The following is a 20,691-nucleotide window of genomic DNA, read 5'->3' on the forward strand; positions in this document are numbered from 1 at the left end:
ATATCTTTCGCTAATTCAGCTGCAAGTGCCTGTAGTTTGGTACGATCCATTGTGGTGTTCAACATGTCATTTCCTCTGAGAGAGGTTAATAGACCGTCGGTACTTACACAAATTTATTTACAGGCTCTAATCCCACTTTAATTTTAAGCACCAGCATTCGACCACTCAATACGATTCCGACCGTTTTGTTTAGCGCGATACATAGCTAAATCGGCAGATCGAAGCAAAGCATCTCTGTCCATTCCATCTTCAGGAAAACAGGAAATGCCAATTGATGCGGTAGTTACAGGCAGTTGCTCACCTCTGTATGTAATCTTCATCTTCTCGATGTTGTGTTTTAAAGTGTTCATGCGATCTGAAAGATTTTGTGGCGACATGTCCGGAAGAATCAAAACAAATTCTTCGCCACCAAAACGGCACACGATATCACTACCACTTCTGAAATCTTTCATCAAATCTGCGACGTGCTTTAATACGATATCGCCTGCTTCATGACCATACTGATCGTTAATTTTTTTAAAATGATCAACATCCAATAGCACAACAGCAATACTTCGTCCGATTCGCCGAGCACGATCAATTTCGCGCTCTAATCCTTCCTCCATGTAACGTCGATTGTAAAGTCCGGTTAACGGATCACGTATCGAGAGGTCTTTCAACGAATCTTTCAAGCGCAAATTGGAAACAGTCAAACTAATTGTGTCGGCGACGGAAGTTAAAAGTTTCGTGTAGTGTTTAATCAAAGACTCCGAAAAATCTTCCTCACTAGCAGCCTCCAGATAAATACTTCCGATTCCTTGACCTCTATTGAGCAAGGGCATGCATATGTAGCTTTTTTGTGAACTGGCCGCATGATCACATCTAGCGTCAGACTTTGAAGAATGGCTTACACAACGCATTTGACATTCTTGTATAGCAAAACAAGAATGGGATTTAAACATTCCAGGTATTGAAAGTGGGCTGCCCCAGACGCCCATGCAGCTCAATTCAGTGCCTTGAGTGTTAAGCATGTAAAAGCCGCCATTTGTGCCGGGAAATAATTCTCCCATTATTTTTCTCAACAGCGTAAATATTTGCTTTTCCTCGTTGCAACCTTGTAATTGCTGCATAAGAGATGCAATGAGTCCAATTTCGCGGTTAGCATTTTCAAGTTCTTGCTTAGCTTTATGTTCGCGTCTACGGTATCTAGAATCAATAACAAATGCCATAAACAATAAGCATTCCATACCAACAACTGCCGAGTAACGAATCAGCTGATCATTCAAACGTTCTTTCAAATTTAGATTCGGACCACTCCAAAACCGCGCGGTCCATTCCGTACCACCGATTAAGACAGGTAAATCTATTTTGAAAATGGCCTGGCTATTTAGTGGTGCGGTTTCATATAGTAGATTTTCTTTTTGAGGCGATCCGGCAAACAACTGAAGCTCAAAAAGCCGGTTCGTATCTTGGAATAGCTTTCCCATCATGTCCCACGCACGAAAAGGGCTGTAGACATATCCGATCAATGCAGCTTCTCTTTCCTTGGTAGTAAGGATTGGTTTTTGATTTTCATAAATTGGTACATAGACCAAAAAGCCAGGTTGAGAATTTTTAACATCATCTTCCTGAACCAGTGTGACCTTACTCGTCCAGGCGGGTTTTCCAGTCGCCGCAGCGCGCCGCATAGCCGCTCTGCGTATAGGTTCAGAGTACATGTCATAACCAAATGCGCGAATATTTCGACCGCTAAATGGTTCAAGATATATGATGCTGCTGTAGATCTCCCTTTGACCGTCCGGTGTGATCTTGTATTCTGGGTAGCCCTCCTGCCGGATACTCTGCTCATGAGATTTCTTATCTTCTGGCAGAATCATTTTCGTAAATCCCACCCCTTGTATGCCCGGCAGGGTTTGATCCAAGTGCAGTGCGTCAATATATTTGCGCCACTCGGCACGACTTACGTGATCACTTGCCGCAAACAATCCCGACGCGCCCAGCAAGACTTGTTCATAGTCTTTCATCCTGTCTATAAGCATTCCGCGCTGGGTAAAAGCCAATTCTTCAAAAGAATTTTTGGTGCTTTCTTCTGTCGACTTTCTAAGATTCAGCCACAATACGACTGTAGTGACAACAATTGCGACAAAGGCCAGGCCAATCAAAATTTCCCGTAAATTTTCCTTTTGATCTTCTGACCTTTTTTTAATGCTCATTGATGGACCACCAATTATTACTAAAATTAAGTTTGGCTAACTCATTCCATCATTGTATTGAAAATACCTATCCGACAGAATCCAGTCAATAGAGTTTAGATATTTCGCCTTATATCCAGGAGCTGGGCGTGACTGGAGGATCAACACGTTCAATCAAAAAAGAAAAACACCCTTCCCACTGGTCTGTTTATCAAACAACTTATATGCCTCATCAGCCTGGTTGATAGACCAACGTTCAGTGAATAAATGATCAACGGCAATGTTGCGATCAGCAATAAAATCGGCGCATTGTTTTTGCCCCACCGTTGAAAACGTCCAAGATCCTATGAGTGTTACCTGTCTGCGCAACATATCGGGGCTGACATCCATGGTCATCTGACCGCCCTCACCCACCAGACAGGCCTTTCCCCATGTGCGTACACTTTGAACACATTGACGCCTTGCCTCTGCTGAAGATGAAGCATCAAGTGAAGCGTGCACACCCAAACCATGTGTCAATTGTTTAATAGCTGCTACTGCATCGGTTTCAGCTGGATTGATCACTACATCTGCGCCGAATTCTTTTGCACGCGCTAATCTTTCGGTACTCACATCCAAAGCGATCACTCGCGCCCCTAATGCCGAGGCAAGTTGAGTAGCCGATAATCCAACCGGCCCCTGCCCGAAAATTGCGATAGTCTGTTCGCCGGCTAATTCAAGTCGTTTCAACGCCCCCCACGCCGTGCCTGTTCCGCACGATATCGCGGCGCCAGTCTCAAAAGAAAGTGAGTCCGGTAAAGTCACCAAAGTATTGGCTGGACATTTCATGTACTGAGCATGTCCACCATGTCCGGTTAAGCCATAAACCTCTTTGACCCCTTCATCGCAAAGTTGTTGCCACCCGGTAAAGCAATGCGGACATGCGCCGCAACCACGATAATGGTGAACCATGACACGTTTGCCTATGTGCGCAACCTTTGGATTGACATTGGCACCAACAGCAACCACGATCCCGCAAGGCTCGTGCCCCGCGATCACAGCTTGGTCGGGTGAAAAGCCTAATGCTCTTAAAGCTTCTCCCTGGGCTGAGCGATATGGTTTGAGATCACTGCCGCACATACCGGACGCTTTAATTTCGAGCACAACCTCTCCAGGTCCAGGCGTGGGATCTTCGAATTCTCTGAGTTCGATTTGTCTATTGCCGGCAAAAACCACACCTTTCATGACTGCCCCTTTTGTCTCTGTTTTTGAAATCTCAGTTTTTAAGCGATGTGCGTATAGCAGAAAGCCTGCCAACTGAATTTTTAATTATTCGCTCAAGAATACAGCAATGCATGATTCAATACCATCGGTATCAGTACAATTACGCGAGGCGATGCAAGCAATTCCGGGAGTGTGTCCATGCCGAATAGAATTAATGAAGCCATCCAGACTCATTACGCGAGTCGGGATATTGGCAGTGTCATTCTGGCAGCGCTGGAACAAGCCGGAAAAGACCTGAATCATCTCACACCTGAAGATTTGGCCCCGATCGACGAGTTTCATATTCGTGGGCGGACGGCAACGCTTGAGCTCGCTCACGTCGCGGATCTAAATGCTCACATGCGGGTTCTCGATGTCGGTAGCGGCATAGGAGGCACTTCAAGATGTCTGGCCAAAGAATTCGGCTGCCGTGTGACCGGCATTGATCTAACGGATGAATATTGTCGCGCCGCAACAACTCTCACTGCGAAGGTTGGGCTTAGTGATCTTGTTGACTATCACCAAGGTGATGCAACAAGTTTGCCATTTAATGATGGGGTGTTTGACACAGTCTGGACAGAACACGTGTCCATGAACATACCGGATAAGCCTCGGCTCTACAAAGAAATGTACAGGGTTCTAAAGCCTGGTGGCACATTGGCTATCTACGACATACTTGCAGGTCCTTTCGGTCCGGTTCTGTTTCCTGTTCCTTGGGCACGCACCCCTGACACTAGTTTTCTTGTAACGCCAAACGAGTTGCGCGATCTGCTCGTCGACGCCGGATTCACAATTTCAAACTGGACTGACACTACTGAGATAGCGCGTACTTGGTTTGTGGCTCTAGCGGAGAAAATCCGTAAAAACGGATTTCCGCCACTTGGATTCCATATTCTGTTAGGCTCAGACTTTCAAGAAATGGCACAAAACCAAGGTCGCAACCTTCAAGAAGGACGAATCATGCTTGGACAAGTTGTCGCGACAAAATAAACATACTCATTTAATCCATCTTTTTATCAGTCTTGATAAATCAACATTATTTTATTCACTAAATGACGTTTATCTCCTTTCTCTTTGCCGCCTGTTTACTTGCCATAACTCCAGGCCCCGGTCTGGCATACGTGGTAGCAAGAACTGTCAATGGCGGTCGTCAGGAAGGATTGGCATCATGCCTTGGGACAAGCCTAGGCGGGATGGTTCATGTTCTTGCTTCATCACTCGGTTTATCTTTGATTATTGCTGAGTCCGCAATGGCATTTAACTTGCTTAAATATATTGGGGCGGCCTATCTTGTTTATTTAGGTATCCGCATATTGCGCAGAGACGAGCAACTTGATGTCACACCAACTAACGGCTCTCAAGGCTGTTCTCGTGCGTTTACTGAAGGAATTGTTGTAGAGAGCTTGAATGTAAAAACCGCCTTGTTTTTTTTGGCTTTTCTACCTCAATTCGTTTCACCCAATGAGCCTCTGATAGCACAACTTGTACTTCTTGGGTGCATTTGTGTCATGCTCAATACGCTTGTTGATATTGCAGCCGTTTTTGCGGCTCATCGTCTGATTAAGTCAGATCTGGCGCGTACCGCACGCGCCAGATTGTTGAATCGCTTGTCGGGTGTCACGATAATTGGCATTGGAACTTTTCTAGCGTTAACCCGACGCGAAACATAGCATTTAAAGACTGCGCTATTGAATTACAAAATACCTTGCGCAAGCATGGCATCAGCGACTTTCACAAAACCGGCAATATTCGCACCGTCAACATAGCTGACCGTTCCATCCGAGCGGGTGCCATATTTAAGGCATGATCTATGTATGTCCTGCATGATTTCCTTGAGGCGTCTATCGACCTCTTCTCTTGACCATGAAAGACGTAATGCATTCTGACTCATCTCTAGTCCCGAAGTGGCTACGCCACCAGCATTGCTTGCCTTGCCAGGCGCATAAAGAACACCGGCATGCTCAAAAGCTTTTACGGCATGAGCGGTTGAGGGCATATTTGCCCCCTCGGACACACACAGCAAGCCATTGCTGATCAAAGTCTTTGCGTCAGTTTCATGAAGTTCATTTTGCGTGGCGCAGGGCATTGCAACATCCGTCGGGATATGCCATGGATTTGCTTTGGGAATAAATTGCGCATCAACCAGCTTTGCGAAATCACAAACACGACCGTAATCGATGTTCTTGATTTTCATTAAGAGATCCAGTGACTCAGGTGTGAAACCTTTTTCAATGAAAACAGTTCCCTCCGAGTCCGAAGCAGTTAAGACTTTTGCACCGTACGCCATTGCTTTTTCAATCGCGTATTGAGCCACATTACCGGATCCGGAAACAGTCACGCGAAGCCCATTAAGGGACCGCCCCGAATGGTTGAGCATTTCCTCTGCAAAATAAACTGTGCCGTAACCGGTGGCCTCAGGACGGATAAGAGACCCTCCGAAAGATAAGCCCTTTCCTGTAAAAACGCAGTCTGATCTATTGGATAGCTTTTTCATCATCCCGGCCATATAGCCAACTTCCCGACCGCCTACGCCCATGTCACCCGCCGGGACATCAGTATCCGAACCAATATGTCGATAAAGTTCTGTGATGAATGCCTGGCAAAAACGCATGACCTCGTTGGAGCTTCGCCCTTTAGGATCAAAATCAGACCCACCTTTGGCGCCACCCATTGGAAGGGTTGTCAATGCATTTTTAAAGGTCTGTTCAAACCCTAAAAATTTCAGTATCGATAAATTGACTGACGGGTGAAATCTTATTCCACCTTTATAAGGGCCAATGGCAGAACTATGCTGAATACGAAAACCACGATTTACTTGAACTTGCCCAAGATCATCAAGCCAAGATACCCGGAACATGATGACCCTTTCAGGTTCAATTAATCGTTCTAGCAAGGATTGTTCACAATACTTAGGATTCGCCTGTATGAAAGGCCACAAGCTTTCCATCACTTCATCGACTGCCTGCAGATACTCGGGCTGACCGTGGTTACGATGCTCGACGTATTTCATGAACTCATTTGGGCTTGTGTATTTCATAATGTGAACTATATTTAGAATGACAATCTTCGATTATGCATTCATGCACATGATTGGTGCAATCTAAATACAAAGTTAAACTTTATAAATTGCCCATTACAGCGCCAATTCAATCCGGCGCAGCATATTTAATTAAACTTATCGGCGTAAGTTTTAAAATCGATGCCGGAGTCCGACTCCAATAACAGTGCTTTGTGCGGACTGAGCGGTAGCGTAATTGTTTGCATAAGACGCGTAGGCATAAAGGTTTGTGCGGCGAGTAAAACTATACAGATATCCAGCACTGTAAATTAACTGAGATCCTGTTACCCAGTCCGGCAATGTCTCACTAGATGACCGCATGCTTTGTAAAGACGCCAAAATGCTTCCTTGCCCGATAGGAACGGTCATCCCTACCAAAAACGAGCTCGTTGCTGCCCCTGTCAAAAATAGTGCTCCCGCTCCAAGCGTGGTGTTTTGAAGCTGACTATTTGGTCCGATCCCTGCGCCTGAAGGTTGACCAGCCCAAGTGCCATTTCTTGTCTGACCATAGACTAGTGATAGCTTGATTGTTCTAAAGTCGTACAGCCCACCTATTAACCAAGCTGTAGGATTTGGTTTAGGTGGTCCGTTCGGTATATTTGCAGGCCCCTGCAATTGATCATATGCCAGGGCTAACAGAAGTGGACCACTAGAGTATTGGGCTCCCAGCGTTAACGCGCGTAGGTTGTTTTCAGGTTGAAATAGATAACCTTCATTAGTAGCTTGGCAAGTACCGTGAATGCATGAGCCATTTAATGCATAGATACCAGAGAGATCAGTTGAAAATGAATAGCCGGCACCGACGGTCAAAGATTCAATAGGTTTAGCCTGAATCATCAACATATTGCTATAGCGAACGGTATTTGTTGAGCCGAATGAAGCACCAATATTTGCCTGTCCGAAGCCTTCGCCAAATGGATCCATTGGCAAAAAATAGTTGCTGGCCAAGTTAATCTGTCGTCCTAAATCAATCTGACCAATACTGTTGTTTTTTATACCGACCGTCGATTGTCGTCCAAATAATCTCCCACCTTGAGCAGCGTCCCCATTACCTGGATTAAATCCATTTTCCAGGGTAAACGTCGCTTGATAGCCATCACTTATGTCACTATTACCACGCATACCCCAGCGCGAACCACTTTGTACGCCGGTGACGAGCCCCAGAAATTGTCTATTGAAATTCGGTCCTTCTTCGCGCTGACTAACATTTGCGTATTGGAGGCCCATATCAATGATTCCATACAAGGTCACACTGTCCTGACTCTGAGCCGCAGTCGAAAGAAAAATCGAGAATAAGAAGATGTAATAATTTTTTTTCATATAAATTGAAAATTTATTCTGTCACGCGTCTAGCGAATTTATGGAATATTGATGACGCGAGGCGCTGCGCCAACATATACTCAAACAGTCAATGAAATCTACTGAAATTAAGAAAATTACTAGAAGCACTGGCATGTATTATCAACTTTTTTCTGACTATTTCAGAGTTTCTAGCCGCTACGACATTCATTGCTTTGAACAACTTCTAACTCAACCAACATGTTCAATTTCTCCAAACTAACTGTTCCATTGATTCAAGCCCCTATGGCCGGTGGAATCAATACCCCAGCACTGGCCTCAGAGGTAGCTAATGTTGGAGGTGTTGGCAGCTTTGGCTTTGCCTACAGCACGCCACAAAAGATCAGTGAAGATCTATTGGCGACCAAGGCGTTAACGAACGGTCCGATTAATGCTAATTTTTTTGTATTTAGTCCCGTCGACTTACCTACAATATCTATTCAAGAGCAAGCGATCACTTCATTGAAAAACTTGCCAATTGATGGTGAACCGTCAATTTCCATACCTCAGGCACCATTTTTTCCTAACATTGAAGATCAACTTCAGCCGATCTGGGAACATCGCCCGGCAATACTGACCTTTCATTTAGGACTTCCACCTCGAAGTGTGATGGAAAAAGCTCGTTCGTTAGGTATTGCCGTAGGTATTACTGCAACTAACCTAGAAGAGGCCATCTCAATTGAAAAGGCGGGTGCTGATTTTGTAATCGCTCAAGGTATAGAGGCTGGTGGACATAGGGGGATTTTTCATCCTGACCAATTTGATGAAAAGTTGACCACAATTGAATTAACAAAACGATTGGTTAAGGGGTGTTCCAGTCCAATTATTTCAGCAGGTGCGATCATGGATGGAGCTGATATTGCTAGGGCTCTTAAAGCCGGTGCCGTCGCAGCTCAATTGGGAACGGCCTTTTTATGTTGTGAAGAGTCCGGCGCATCACGCGCGCACAAAGACTACTTGCTCACCCAACAAAACAGACATTCCGTATTTACAAAAGGATTTTCAGGAAGACCCGCAAGAGGCATTGACAATCAATTTATCCAATTAATGGAAAACAAACCTGTCTTACCTTTTCCAATCCAAAATACGATGACAGCACCTATCCGGCAATTGGCTGGACAAACTAATTATGGAGAATATCAAAGCTTGTGGGCAGGACAAGATTTCAAAAGAGTCCGAAAACTGAAAGCTAAAGATTTAGTACTTGCCTTGAAAGAGGAATTATTAATCGCGCAATCGTAGCGATAAGGATTATCAATGTTCAAATTACTGAAGTCAAAATACAAATAAATGCGCCAGTTGCTCACCCCCGCGATGACGCGACCTAGGGAAAGCGCCACATTAAAGACAATGACATCAATTTATGCAATAGTGCATATGTCTCCTACCGAACTACTATGAAGTAAGCAAAAGAAATGATTGACTGGAAAAAATTTTCAATTGGTTTAGGCTGTGGAGTAAATAATGGAACAACTTATGATGCTCTAGACTATGCATTAAAAAGCGGCATTCGGTTTTTCGACACCTCCACTTACTACTCAAAAGGTGCGTTTAACCAATTTTCAGAATGTTTACAAAAAAACAATATCAATCGCAACGACGTACTTTTGTGTCTTAAGCTTTGGGTCTCTTCACTCGGCAACAACAGGCAATTCGACTACGATCCCATCAATTCGGTCATCGAAGATAACGTCAAAAATTATGTGCAGGAATTAGGGATAGGCTATCTTGATCTGTTAGTCATTCACTGGCCAGTCAAAATCGACTCCGATGGCATTCCCGATGAATTTATCATTGAAGAAATCTGGCCAAGACTTGAATTACTCGTTTCAAGCGGATTGGTCAAAGCGATTGGGGTTTCCAATTTCAATATTATCGAACTTCAGCGACTACTTAGCATTGCAAAAATCAAACCGGCTTGTAATCAAATCGAATTTAATCCTTTTGCATTTGATTTAGCCCTTAAGAATTTTTGCCAAAAAAATGATATTCATGTCGTAGCCCATTCGCCATTTAATTTTGGATGGAAGGGCACTAAATTAGCGATATTGGAGAATGAGCAGATCAAAAATATCGCTGCAAACCACCGGAAGAAACCTGCACAAATCGTATTGGCATGGGGCTGTGCGCATGGAGTGACCCCAATCCCTGGCAGTAACAATTTAGAGCATATTAATGAAATCGCAGAGGCATCATCTATTTTGCTCAGTGATGCTGAAATAATAAAAATCGATCAGTTAAATAAAAATGAATTCTGTTATGCCGATTTTGGTCAATATTTTAGGCAACAGAAATATTTAAGGCACCAAGTCCCAAACTTTGAAGCGAAAATACTAACTGATAACGGCGCATTTAAATCCGTTCATCTATACGACAATACATTTCTACAAGAGATTAAGCATGCCCTAACTGAAGGGCCTGGATTTGTCATTATTCCTGAATTGTTTCGCGATCTCACGGATCGTTTACTTCCCGCGCTTGATGCAAATAAAATGCAAAAAATAGGGCGCTGGGATGGTTTCGGTGCATTCACCAAAGACAGTATTTTCAATACAACACCCGAAATTATCGAGCTGATTGATGATCCTCTTATTTCATTGATTGTTCAATCACTACTTGGTTGGGACTGCAAGTTGGATAATCTTGCAGCAAGTACAAGCCGTATTGCTCCCAACAACAATTCATTGGGACCACATCAAGATTCTCCATTCGAACAGAATCCGGGCTGTCCTCTTCCGCCTGCAGAATACCCGCTTGTTTTACAAACCATCATTGCTTTTGATGCGTTTACTGAAAACAACGGTCCACTGTATGTCGTGCCACACTCACATAAGAAAAGGCAGCGTGTGAACCTACCATGGTCCGGGAATATGCCTGTTGGACCTGTTCCCGATCAAGCTTTGAAAGTTATTGTCCCCAAAGGTTCAGCGATTCTAGCGGTAGGCCATGTCTGGCATGGCGCGTGCTCTAACATGACGAATCAACCGCGTCGCGGATTTCTAGTGGAATTCGTCAGTTCGGTATGTGAGCCTCGGGAACGTTTCACGACCGACAACATAAGCGACGAAGTTCTGCGAAAATTTTCTAGACGATTATTGCGTTTACTCAGCAATGGAAAGCGATTCTTTTATGATCAACCCACGCTGTTGATGCAATATAAGAAGTTACTGAAAGATGAAATTCCAGATTTTTTAAAACCAGTGAAATCTGAAGCCAAACTGGATAATTTAATTTACTCAACAGTTATCCATACGACCGGAGGCGCCCAAGGACAATCCTTCAGTGATGATGGATTATTGAACCTAAAGCTAAGCCTGCCAGAAATCATGGGAGGCAAAAACAACGCGGCCAATCCCGAGCAATTATTTGCCTCGAGCTATTCTGCTTCATTCTTAAGGGCATTAGACTACGTTGCGAATCAGAAACTCGTTGAGATACCCAAGAATGCATCCGTACAAGCAAGAGTGTCTCTAGGATCATCTCAACAGGGGATTGCGATATCAGTGAAGCTGATGATCAATCTGCCTGGGGTGAATCAAACACTTGCCCAAGAACTCATTGATCAGGCAAATAAAGTTTGCCCGTATTCCAATGCGCTCAAGGACAATGTTCAAGTTGAACTAACGCTAGGCTAGCGTCGGCATCACCCATTCAGAATTAGAGATATAGAATTTCTCTGCGTTACTCTGCCCCAAGCGTTCAATCTGTTTGGCAAAATTCTGTATGGGGGTGATACCGCCCTCAGGATGAGGAAAGTCGCTGCTATAGCAATAACACTCACCAAAACCAAGCCGCTCTATCATGTCGCCCACAGGTTCGAAATGATAAGGAGTGATCCTGATGTTTCTGCGCATGTACTCGGAAGGAGTCATGCTCAACACGCCTTTTAATCGATGCCTGAAAATCCTGGCAACATGATCCAAATGCATGCCTAGCGGAGCAAACCAGACTGAACCCAGCTCCACGACAGCGAAACGCAATCGGGGGAATCTTTCAAAAACACCGCCTAGGATAATAGTGGCCAGAAAATTTTGTGGTGAGAAAATGAAGCTCGCCATCATGTAGGTATTGCCTGGCTCACCGTGATGACGGAATGAGGTTTCAAATCCAAGGTGCTCTACATCTTTTGACCAGGCTTCACTGGCAATAAACCCCTGCTCGCCACCTGCGTGCAAAATCGCCGTAGCATTGGCCTCTTGCAGCAATGCCCAAAACGGGTCAAAGTTGGGATGAGCAGGTGATCCGTTACCGGGGGGTACAGAACTAGCAATCACAAATGCGCGAATACCTTCTTTAAGCATGCGCTTGGTCTCGCTGAGGGCTACGTCGATGTTGTGAGTATCGATTAATGCAACAGGTAATAATCTTTTTGGTTCTGTCTTGCTAAATGCAACGGCATAATCGTTCCATCCCCGCATTGCCGAAAAGCCAAGTTCGGTATTTGAAAAGGCTCCCATCATCAAAGCGGGATCGGCAAAAACAAAAGCGCGATTCACGCCCATGTAATCCAAGGCTTTTAATCGTCCGACTGATGTATATGCCCCGGCGGCGCCTGATCCTTTTAAATTCCACACTGTGTGGTCATTAAACTGGCTGGCCTCCGCACCCATAAGTTCTGCAACGGTATCCGATTTGTGCTCGTCGTCAGGCAATCTGTCCAGAGCTTTACGGCACATTTCCGCGTAGAACCTACCTGCCTCTGTACCGGCAACATTTTCGTAAAAATCAGGGGCAGGAGTGATGTGAGTATCCAAATCATTTATCTTGCCTAAAAAAGGTGTCACATCAATCATGCTTAAGCCTCAACAAGTCAGTCAGAAATTTATAGGAATTAAATACGTATAGTTTTTATGTCAACGCAGGCAACACCCAATCGGCATTGGAGACGAAAAAGCTCTCGGCCTGTTTCTGGCCAAGTGGCTTAATCCAGTCTGCAAATTCCTGCACCGGATGAGTACCGCCCTCTGGATGCGGAAAATCACTGCTGTAACAGTAACATTCGGCCAGTCCATAATTTTTAATCATTCTATCGATAGGTTCGAAGCGGTATGGCGTGACGCGCACATTGCGTCTGATGTATTCGGATGGTTTGAGGCTTAACACCGACTTCAATCGATCTTGATAAATGTCAGCCATCTGATCAAGATAAATCGACAACGGTCCAAGCCATTGCGCACCTAATTCAATCGCGCCAAATCGTAATCTTGGAAATTTTTCGAACACTCCACCCAAGATCATTGTTGTCAACAAGTTCATGACCGGATAGTGAATCGTGGCAAGTGAATAGGTGTTGATCTGTTCACCCTCAGAGGCAATATCATCAGGTTGAAAACCCAAATGATCCACACCCGTAGCCCAATTAGGACTTGCCATGAATCCTTGCTCTCCTGCATGAACAAGTACAGTCGAATTGGACTCTTGCATCAACCCCCAGAAAGGGTCCATATTCGCGGACGCAGGAGATTGTTCATCCGGAACAACTGCGCTGGATATCACGAATGTTCTGCCGCCCATTTTCAAGACGCGTTGCGCTTCGGCAACCGCCACATCACGCTTGAACGTATTCAAAATAGCGGCAACACGCAGACGATCCAAATTTTCGCGACCATAATCCAACACAAAATCATTCCAGTGATGCATCGTCGGAATTGCGATTGGATCCGATGATGAAACTGCAATTTGCACGCCCGGATCAGAGAAAATAAATCCTCTTTTGACACCCATTTTGTCAAACACTTTCAAGCGTCCGGCGCTAGTAAATGCGCCAGGTGCCGCAGCACCTTTGATATGCCAAATGGAGTATTCATCAAATACGCTTGATTCATTACCCGTCATGGCTGCAATCTTTGCTGCATCTTCCTTATTTGCCTTCTCCATTGCTTGTCGAAGACCTTCGGAAAAATGTCTACCTAACTCTCCTGCCGCGATCTCGTATGTATCGCGACTTGGGCATAAATGCGTATCTAAATCAAGCATTTGACCATGAAAAACACTGGTATCAACCGTCACGCAAATTCTCCTTTAAAGGGGTGCGGATATGACTATATACTCTCATTTCAACCAATAAGCGAATAAAAATCCACAAAATTTAATTTAGTTTATATGACTTACGTATAAGTTGTAAATTGCCAGTTACAACATATGTAACAATGCTGTTATAAGAAATTATTAGTATTTTATCTGGGTAAACTTAACGTGGGTTTTTAAAACCATTCCATGAGTTCACTGTAATGCGGCATTACGTCAGGGATATGTCAAAGTAAGCCATGATCAAAAATTCTGAAAATCGACCTGAACTACCGCTCCAATCCGATGAAGAGTCAAAACTTAAGCACGCATTGCGTAAAGCAGCCGAGTCGATCAAAGAATTAATCGCCGAAAACGAAGAGCTCAAGCGCAAAAGTTCCATCGCCATTATTGGGATGGCATGCAGATTTCCGGGGGGGGCCAGTACGCCTGATAAATTCTGGAATGTCTTGAGTCAAGGTATAGATGCTGTAATACAGGCTCCAGCATCCCGTTGGAACGCCGAGGACTTTCTGGATAAGGACACCAAAAAGCCCGGAAAGATGTACACCGCTCAAGGCGGTTTTCTACAAGAAGATATCGAAGCATTTGATGCTCAATTTTTCGGCATCACTCCTAATGAAGCTCGATCAATGGATCCGCAGCACAGGCTGCTCCTGGAAGTCAGCTTGGAAGCGTTTGAAAATGCGTATCAGGTACCGGAAAAATTAAAATTCAGCAAAACTGGTGTTTACATTGGTATCTCCGGGGATGATTACGCTTTAAATCATCGCCACTCGGATCATCCTGAAAAAATTGACGCTTACTCGATTACAGGATCGACATTCAGTACCGCAGCGGGGCGCTTATCTTATATTTTTGGCTTGCAAGGTCCGTGCATGGCCCTTGATACCGCCTGCTCTTCCTCTCTGGTCGCTATTCATCAAGCAATTAGAAGCTTACAAACCAAAGAGTCTGATTTAGCGTTAGCCGGCGCAGTCAATTTAATTCTGCATCCTGCCATGCATATTGGATTTTCCAAGCTGCAAGCGATTTCACCAGATGGCCGCTGCAAAACTTTCGATGCATCGGCAAATGGCTATGTTCGCTCAGAAGGTTGCGCAATGGTTGTTTTAAAGCGTCTGGAGGATGCAGAAAGAGATGGTGATCGCATTCTTGGTGTCATAAAGGGATCTGCCATTAATCAGGATGGCAAAACCAATGGATTGGCGGCCCCTAATGGAAATGCACAAAAAGCAGTCATTCAGGAAGCTCTAGCCACTGCGAATTTAAGTGCGAATTCAGTTGACTATGTTGAAACGCACGGCACAGGCACTATTCTGGGTGATCCGATCGAGGTTGAAGCCCTAAGCGCAACCTATGGCAAACATCGTGACAAGCATTTATTACTAGGCTCAGTCAAAACAAACATTGGTCATCTGGAACCTGTCGCGGGAATGGCGGGATTAATCAAAATTCTACTTTCGCTCCAGCACGAACAGATACCAAAAAATTTGCATTTCAATGTTCCCAATCCCCACATTCCCTGGGATGCGTATCCCATTAAGGTCATTAACGAACCCGTTACCTGGAAAAAAGGCAAACAGTTACGCAGTGCTGGTTTGAGTTCATTCGGCTTCAGCGGAACCAATGCTCACTTACTGATTTCAGAATATGTAAAACCTCAAGAAAATTCAGCAAAAGCGATCGATCAATATGAAATGTTGAATATCTCTGCGCAAGATCCAAACGGTCTGCGCGAGTTAGCGCTCAGTTATATCAATCTGCTGAAATCAGAAAATACCTCCCTTCGGGATCTTTGCTATTCAGCTTCAGTTGGCAGACATCATTGGACTTACAGGCTCTCCATTGTTTGTAAAAACAAAGAAGAACTCACGAATGGACTGCAATCTTTTATTGATGGTGAAACCAATCCTAATGTTTTCTCGGGTCAAACTTCCGGCAATGAACCAAATATCGCCTTTCTCTTCACCGGACAAGGCTCTCAGTATTGGTCAATGGGCGCCAACCTATATGCCAGCGAACCTGTATTTCGACAGGCTTTCGACCATTGCGATGAAATCTTTAAAACCCTCAAACAAGTTTCAATCAAGAAAATCATTTTTGAAGATGAGTCCGAAACCATACATGACACCGGTATCACTCAACCTGCGCTTTTCAGCATTGCTTATGCACTGACGCAACTTTGGGCATCCTGGGGTATCAAGCCTAATGCAGTCATGGGCCATAGCGTGGGTGAATATGCTGCAGCATGTGCGGCCGGCATCTTTAGCCCGGAAGATGGCCTGAGGCTCATCACCAAACGCGCCTCTCTCATGCAAAGCCTGCCTGCGGGTGGCGGCATGGCGGCAGTATTCTGCTCAAGCGACACGATTAAGCCCTTCTTGGACAAATATCGTGGCAAGGTTGAATTAGCCGCAATCAATAGTCCAAAGCAGGTTCTGGCTTCAGGAGATAAAGAAACAGTCCTGAAACTGACTCAAGATCTGGCTAACGAAAATATAAGCAGTCATATTCTGAATGTTTCTCATGCATTCCACTCCTATCTCATGGATAGCATTCTGTCGGAATTCAAAGAAGAAGCGGGACGTCTCAATTACACGAAACCACACACCCCGATCATTTTGAATTTATCAGGAAGACAAGCGGACGAGTCAAACGTAACAAGCGATTATTGGATGCACCATATTCGCAAACCTGTCATGTTTGCCGAGGGAATGCAGGCAATTGAAAAAAAATCGATTGATGTCTTTGTTGAAATTGGTCCGGATCCCATCCTGTTAGGACTGGCCAGACAAAATATTGCTCGCGACTGTGTTTGGCTTGCAAGTCTGAAAAAGGCAGTCCCGGATCAAGCTCAAATGTATCGGTCGCTTGCAGGCTTATACATCCTGGGGGCAGAGATAGATTGGAAAAATGTATTCCAATCCAAACAGGGCAAATGGACATCCCTACCCAATTACCCCTTTCAGCGAAAGAAGCATTGGCAATCCATTCCGCGCAATAAAGGATCGATTAAGACTCAGACCGGCAATACCATTAGTCCATTTGGCCTGTCGCTTTCTCAGTCACCTTTACTTGATTGGGATATTGTCAGCTGCAATCTGAATAAAGAAAGTATTCCGATTCTCGATGATCATCATGTGGTTGGTAAAACCATTTTTGCAGCCGCAAGCTATATATCCCTAATTATAGAAAGCGCTAAATTTTTTCAAAATCAACCCGAAGTTCAATACGCATCGGTGGGAATCAATCACCTCTTGTTTGAGCTTCCGCTCGTCATTACCAATTCGGCTACGCAAACCCTACAGCTTGCATTAGAGAAGCAAAACCCGGATTCGAGAAAATTTAAGATCATTAGTCTGGATGGGACTGGGGACTCATCATATTTAACCCATTTGTCAGGCTTGATAAGTTTCCACAGCGACAATCAAATCATTCAATCAACATATTCATTACCTGAATTTGAAAAGAAGTGGTCCGAGCTATCCCATAGTCTGTCCAGATCACAAATTTATGACCGATTGGCCAATAGCCAAATATTGCTAGGTCATACCCATCAATGGCTTCAAGAAGCTCGCCTCGAAAAAAATACTGCATTCGGTAAGCTATTCGTGCCCTTAGGCATTACCAGCGAATCCATGGCGCACGATGGCTTTGTTCTGCACCCGGGACTTCTGGATTCTTGCTTTTGTTTATTCTCGACCCTGATCAACGAAGAGGGGAGAAAAACATATGTACCTTTTTCAATTGAATCATTTCGTTTGATTAAGCGCGTTAATGGCACTGATTTTTTTGCGATTGCAAGACTGCGCGATGAAGAAACGTCTTCGAATAAAAAAATCGGGGATATTGAAATCTTCGACTTTGAAGGCAACTTGATTGGCCAATGCCTAGGCATTGAGGGCCGTGAAGTTTCGCGAGAAAGCATCGAAAAGCTATTGCACAGCAAATCGACTGACTGTCTTTATGGATTACGCTGGCAAACTATCGATCCACCAAAGGATAGTCTGGCATCGCCTCAAAACATAATATTTTTTACGAATGGTCAGGATTTTGATCAACACTTTCACGATTTACTAATCAAAAACGGTCATCACGTCAAAACCATTTCGAAAGCTTTAGCTTTTACAGAAAAAAACAATGCATTCGGAATTGATGCGACATCAAAAGAACAATTTTCGCTGTTAGCGGAGTTATTTGCTAAACAAGCATTCCGAATTGATTCCGTCGTTTACGGCTGGGGTCTCGAAGAATCCAATACGCTGCAAGACTCAGTCAAAGGATCAACCGAACCTCTCATCTATTTATTGCAATCTTTTTTCAATCCGTCTGGCACTTCGAAACCTGCCAAGTTAGTGCTGCTTACTTCAGGGGATCAGTCAGTCAATCTTTCAGAACCTGCAGCACCATTTATTCCCGCCCAATCCATTCTATCGGGGCTTGGAAAAACTATTCCACTCGAATATCCCGAGATTGAGTGCTTAACGATTGATATAGATTCATCAGTCGAAACGCAGGAAAATTGCCTTTCCATCATTAAGTACGTTGAGAACACTTCAAATGCTCCTTCGCGCTTAACAATTCCTGCGTCAGGCAGTTTGGGCGACTTGGCATGGCAAGTCTGTGAGCGAGCCGAACCGCTTGCAGGGGAAGTCGAAATTGAAGTACATGCCACGGGACTGAATTTCAAAGATGTTCTATTAGCGCTACACCGCGTACCATCCCTGGATAAAGGACTTGGTGTCGAGTGCTCAGGTCGGGTTGTTAAATTAGGGCCTGGCGTGACAGAGTTCACCCTGGGGCAAAGGGTGCTAGCCATGGTGCCTGGCAGCCTGAGTCGTTTTATTTGCGCACCGGTTCAAACCACTGTTTCTCTCCCTGATTCTCTGGATGATCGCGCTGCCGCGACAATTCCGATTACCTTCCTGACTGCGGCCTACTCCCTTGAAAGTCTGGCAAATATACGGCCAGGCGAACGCGTTTTGATTCATGCGGCAACCGGCGGTGTCGGACAAGCGGCCATCCAGATTGCTCAGCAAGCAGGAGCCATCGTTTATGCAACAGCTAGCCAAGGTAAGTGGAGCATTCTGAAAGATCTTGGCGTCAAGCATATTTTCGACTCTCGTACCACTGATTTTGAAAAGGCAATAAATTCGATTACGAATGATGAGGGAGTCGATGTCGTTCTGAACAGTTTGCGCGGCGAGTTTACCGATGCCAGCTTAAGACTATTAAAACCGGGAGGCCGATTTCTTGAAATTGGCATTACAGACCTGCGCACTCCGGAGCAAGTTGCTCAATGGGCCAACCAGATTGAGTATTTCCCGATCGATCTGATGGTTTTATATCGCGAACAACGGAGCGTTTTACAGGCTTTACTCAAAAAATTGCTTCAGCGCTTTGCTGCCGGTGAGCTCAAACCACTCCCCTATCAAACCTATCCGGCCCAATCTGTCGAATCTGCATTTAGAACAATGCAACAAGCCAAACATATTGGCAAAGTTGTCATCGACATGCACCGACAAACACTTGTGGAGCAGCGCCAAGACCATAGGATCGTCTTGCGTAACGGAAAAAACTGGGGTCAACGGATATATCCGCTCGCCTCTCGTTCAGACAAACCATTCGAAATTCATCCCAACGGACATTATTTAATCGTTGGCGGACTGGGTGGTTTGGGATTATTGATGACAAAGAATTTGATTGATCGCGGCGCAAGACATCTGACCCTTTGCGGCCGAAGTGCGCCTTCGGTCGAAATAATTTCTCAGATTGAACAGTTGAGAACATCGGACATATCCATCACGGTCTCACAACTGGACATTCTTGATGGCCCATCGACACAAAATTGGATTGAAACAGCGAATCAAAAAGCACCAGTTAAAGGAATCTTATTTCTGGCGGGCCAACTTCACGACGGGCTGCTCGAAAATGTAAATTGGCCTAATTTCGAAAAAGCACTTAGCGCTAAAACCAAAGGACTCAGCAATGTCGACAAATCATCCCGACATTTAAATCTTGATTTTTTCATTGCATTCTCTTCACTGACATCAGTCACGGGCTCACCAGGTCAAGCCAATTATGTTGCAGCTAACAGTTTTGTGGACCAATTGATGATGCAGAGAGCCTCGCAAAGGCTTCCTGGAATCAGCATTAACTGGGGACCTTGGGAGGCGGCAGGAATGGCGCATAAACTCAGTCATGCCCATACGAAACGCCTCCTGGAAATGGGTATTGTGTCACTCACAACCGAAAGCGCGCTCTCTGCTTTCAATCAGGTCGGCAGCTCTACCCCGGCGCAAATTGTGATTGCAGAAATGAACTGGCATCAATTCTTGAGCCATTTTCCGAAAGCTCAACATGAGCCGTTCTATGACTTGATCAGATCCGAGGGATATCAATCTGAAATCAAGGCAACCACTAAAGTCGATTCTAAAAAAACCGACTGGCGTGAAAGATTAAGTAAATTCGAAACGTCCCAGCGTAGCCATCAATTAATCAAACTGCTGGAATCGTCCATCAACAAGGTCATTGGAGCCGACGAAAATGATGTGATCGGCTTGAGAAAACCGCTGTTCGATCTGGGACTGGACTCTCTCACTGCTGTAGAACTTAAAAATCGATTGGAATCAAATCTTTCTTGCAAACTCAACAGCACACTGCTATTTGATTACCCAACGATTGAAGCTTTGAGTGAATACTTGAAAAATTTGATGCCTGATCTTTTCAAGCCTGTTGATCAGCCGATTGAAGAAACGGTCGCCGACACCCTGGATTCGATCAATGATGAACTCGATGATATGTCCCAGGATGATTTAGAAATGCTCCTCGCTTCCAAGCTAAAAAGATAAC

At 44.7% G+C, this 20,691-nt stretch carries 11 protein-coding genes; 5 read left to right on the forward strand and 6 right to left on the reverse strand.

What is annotated here, in order from left to right:
* Positions 1-143 precede the first annotated feature (143 nt).
* Positions 144-2,192, reverse strand: coding sequence for a CHASE domain-containing protein (locus tag G3I67_RS02680; RefSeq protein WP_163651453.1), 2,049 nt, complete (start codon positions 2,190-2,192; stop codon positions 144-146).
* 153 nt (positions 2,193-2,345) lie between these two features.
* Positions 2,346-3,395 carry a zinc-dependent alcohol dehydrogenase family protein gene (locus G3I67_RS02685; RefSeq protein WP_163651454.1) on the reverse strand — a complete coding sequence of 350 codons (1,050 nt, stop codon included), beginning with the start codon at positions 3,393-3,395 and terminating at the stop codon, positions 2,346-2,348.
* 177 nt (positions 3,396-3,572) lie between these two features.
* Here G3I67_RS02685 and G3I67_RS02690 point away from each other — a divergent pair, with 177 nt between their 5' ends.
* Complete coding sequence (locus G3I67_RS02690; protein WP_163651455.1) at positions 3,573-4,403, forward strand: class I SAM-dependent methyltransferase; 831 nt, start codon at positions 3,573-3,575, stop codon at positions 4,401-4,403.
* Between the two features lie 62 nt (positions 4,404-4,465).
* Entirely contained in the window at positions 4,466-5,083 is a 618-nt protein-coding gene (locus tag G3I67_RS02695; RefSeq protein WP_163651456.1) for a LysE family translocator, read from the forward strand.
* 23 nt (positions 5,084-5,106) lie between these two features.
* On the opposite strand, the gene gdhA is transcribed toward G3I67_RS02695, so the two are convergent.
* Both gdhA and G3I67_RS02705 read right to left on the reverse strand, forming a co-directional pair.
* Positions 5,107-6,450 (reverse strand): NADP-specific glutamate dehydrogenase, encoded by a 1,344-nt coding sequence (gdhA, locus tag G3I67_RS02700; protein WP_163651457.1) that lies wholly within the window; start codon positions 6,448-6,450, stop codon positions 5,107-5,109.
* Between the two features lie 153 nt (positions 6,451-6,603).
* Positions 6,604-7,791 carry a porin gene (locus G3I67_RS02705; RefSeq protein WP_163651458.1) on the reverse strand — a complete coding sequence of 396 codons (1,188 nt, stop codon included), beginning with the start codon at positions 7,789-7,791 and terminating at the stop codon, positions 6,604-6,606.
* 219 nt (positions 7,792-8,010) lie between these two features.
* Here G3I67_RS02705 and G3I67_RS02710 point away from each other — a divergent pair, with 219 nt between their 5' ends.
* Positions 8,011-9,051 carry an NAD(P)H-dependent flavin oxidoreductase gene (locus G3I67_RS02710; RefSeq protein WP_163651459.1) on the forward strand — a complete coding sequence of 347 codons (1,041 nt, stop codon included), beginning with the start codon at positions 8,011-8,013 and terminating at the stop codon, positions 9,049-9,051.
* Positions 9,052-9,224: 173 nt separating this feature from the next.
* On the forward strand, positions 9,225-11,444 hold the full coding sequence (locus tag G3I67_RS02715) for an aldo/keto reductase (protein WP_163651460.1): 2,220 nt from the start codon (positions 9,225-9,227) through the stop codon (positions 11,442-11,444).
* Here G3I67_RS02715 and G3I67_RS02720 read toward each other — a convergent pair.
* Entirely contained in the window at positions 11,436-12,602 is a 1,167-nt protein-coding gene (locus G3I67_RS02720) for an amidohydrolase family protein (RefSeq protein ID WP_163651461.1), read from the reverse strand. The genes G3I67_RS02715 and G3I67_RS02720 overlap by 9 nt on opposite strands.
* Before the next feature lie 55 nt (positions 12,603-12,657).
* Positions 12,658-13,818 (reverse strand): amidohydrolase family protein, encoded by a 1,161-nt coding sequence (locus G3I67_RS02725; RefSeq protein WP_163651462.1) that lies wholly within the window; start codon positions 13,816-13,818, stop codon positions 12,658-12,660.
* A 257-nt stretch (positions 13,819-14,075) separates the two neighbouring features.
* Between G3I67_RS02725 and G3I67_RS02730 the strand changes: the two genes are divergently transcribed.
* The gene (locus tag G3I67_RS02730; protein WP_163651463.1) at positions 14,076-20,690 is read left to right on the forward strand and encodes a type I polyketide synthase; all 6,615 of its coding nucleotides are present in this window, start codon (positions 14,076-14,078) and stop codon (positions 20,688-20,690) included.
* Position 20,691 lies beyond the last annotated feature (1 nt).

This window comes from Sheuella amnicola, assembly GCF_010499255.1.
In the GTDB taxonomy this organism is placed as follows: Bacteria; Pseudomonadota; Gammaproteobacteria; order Burkholderiales; family Burkholderiaceae_B; genus Zwartia; species Zwartia amnicola.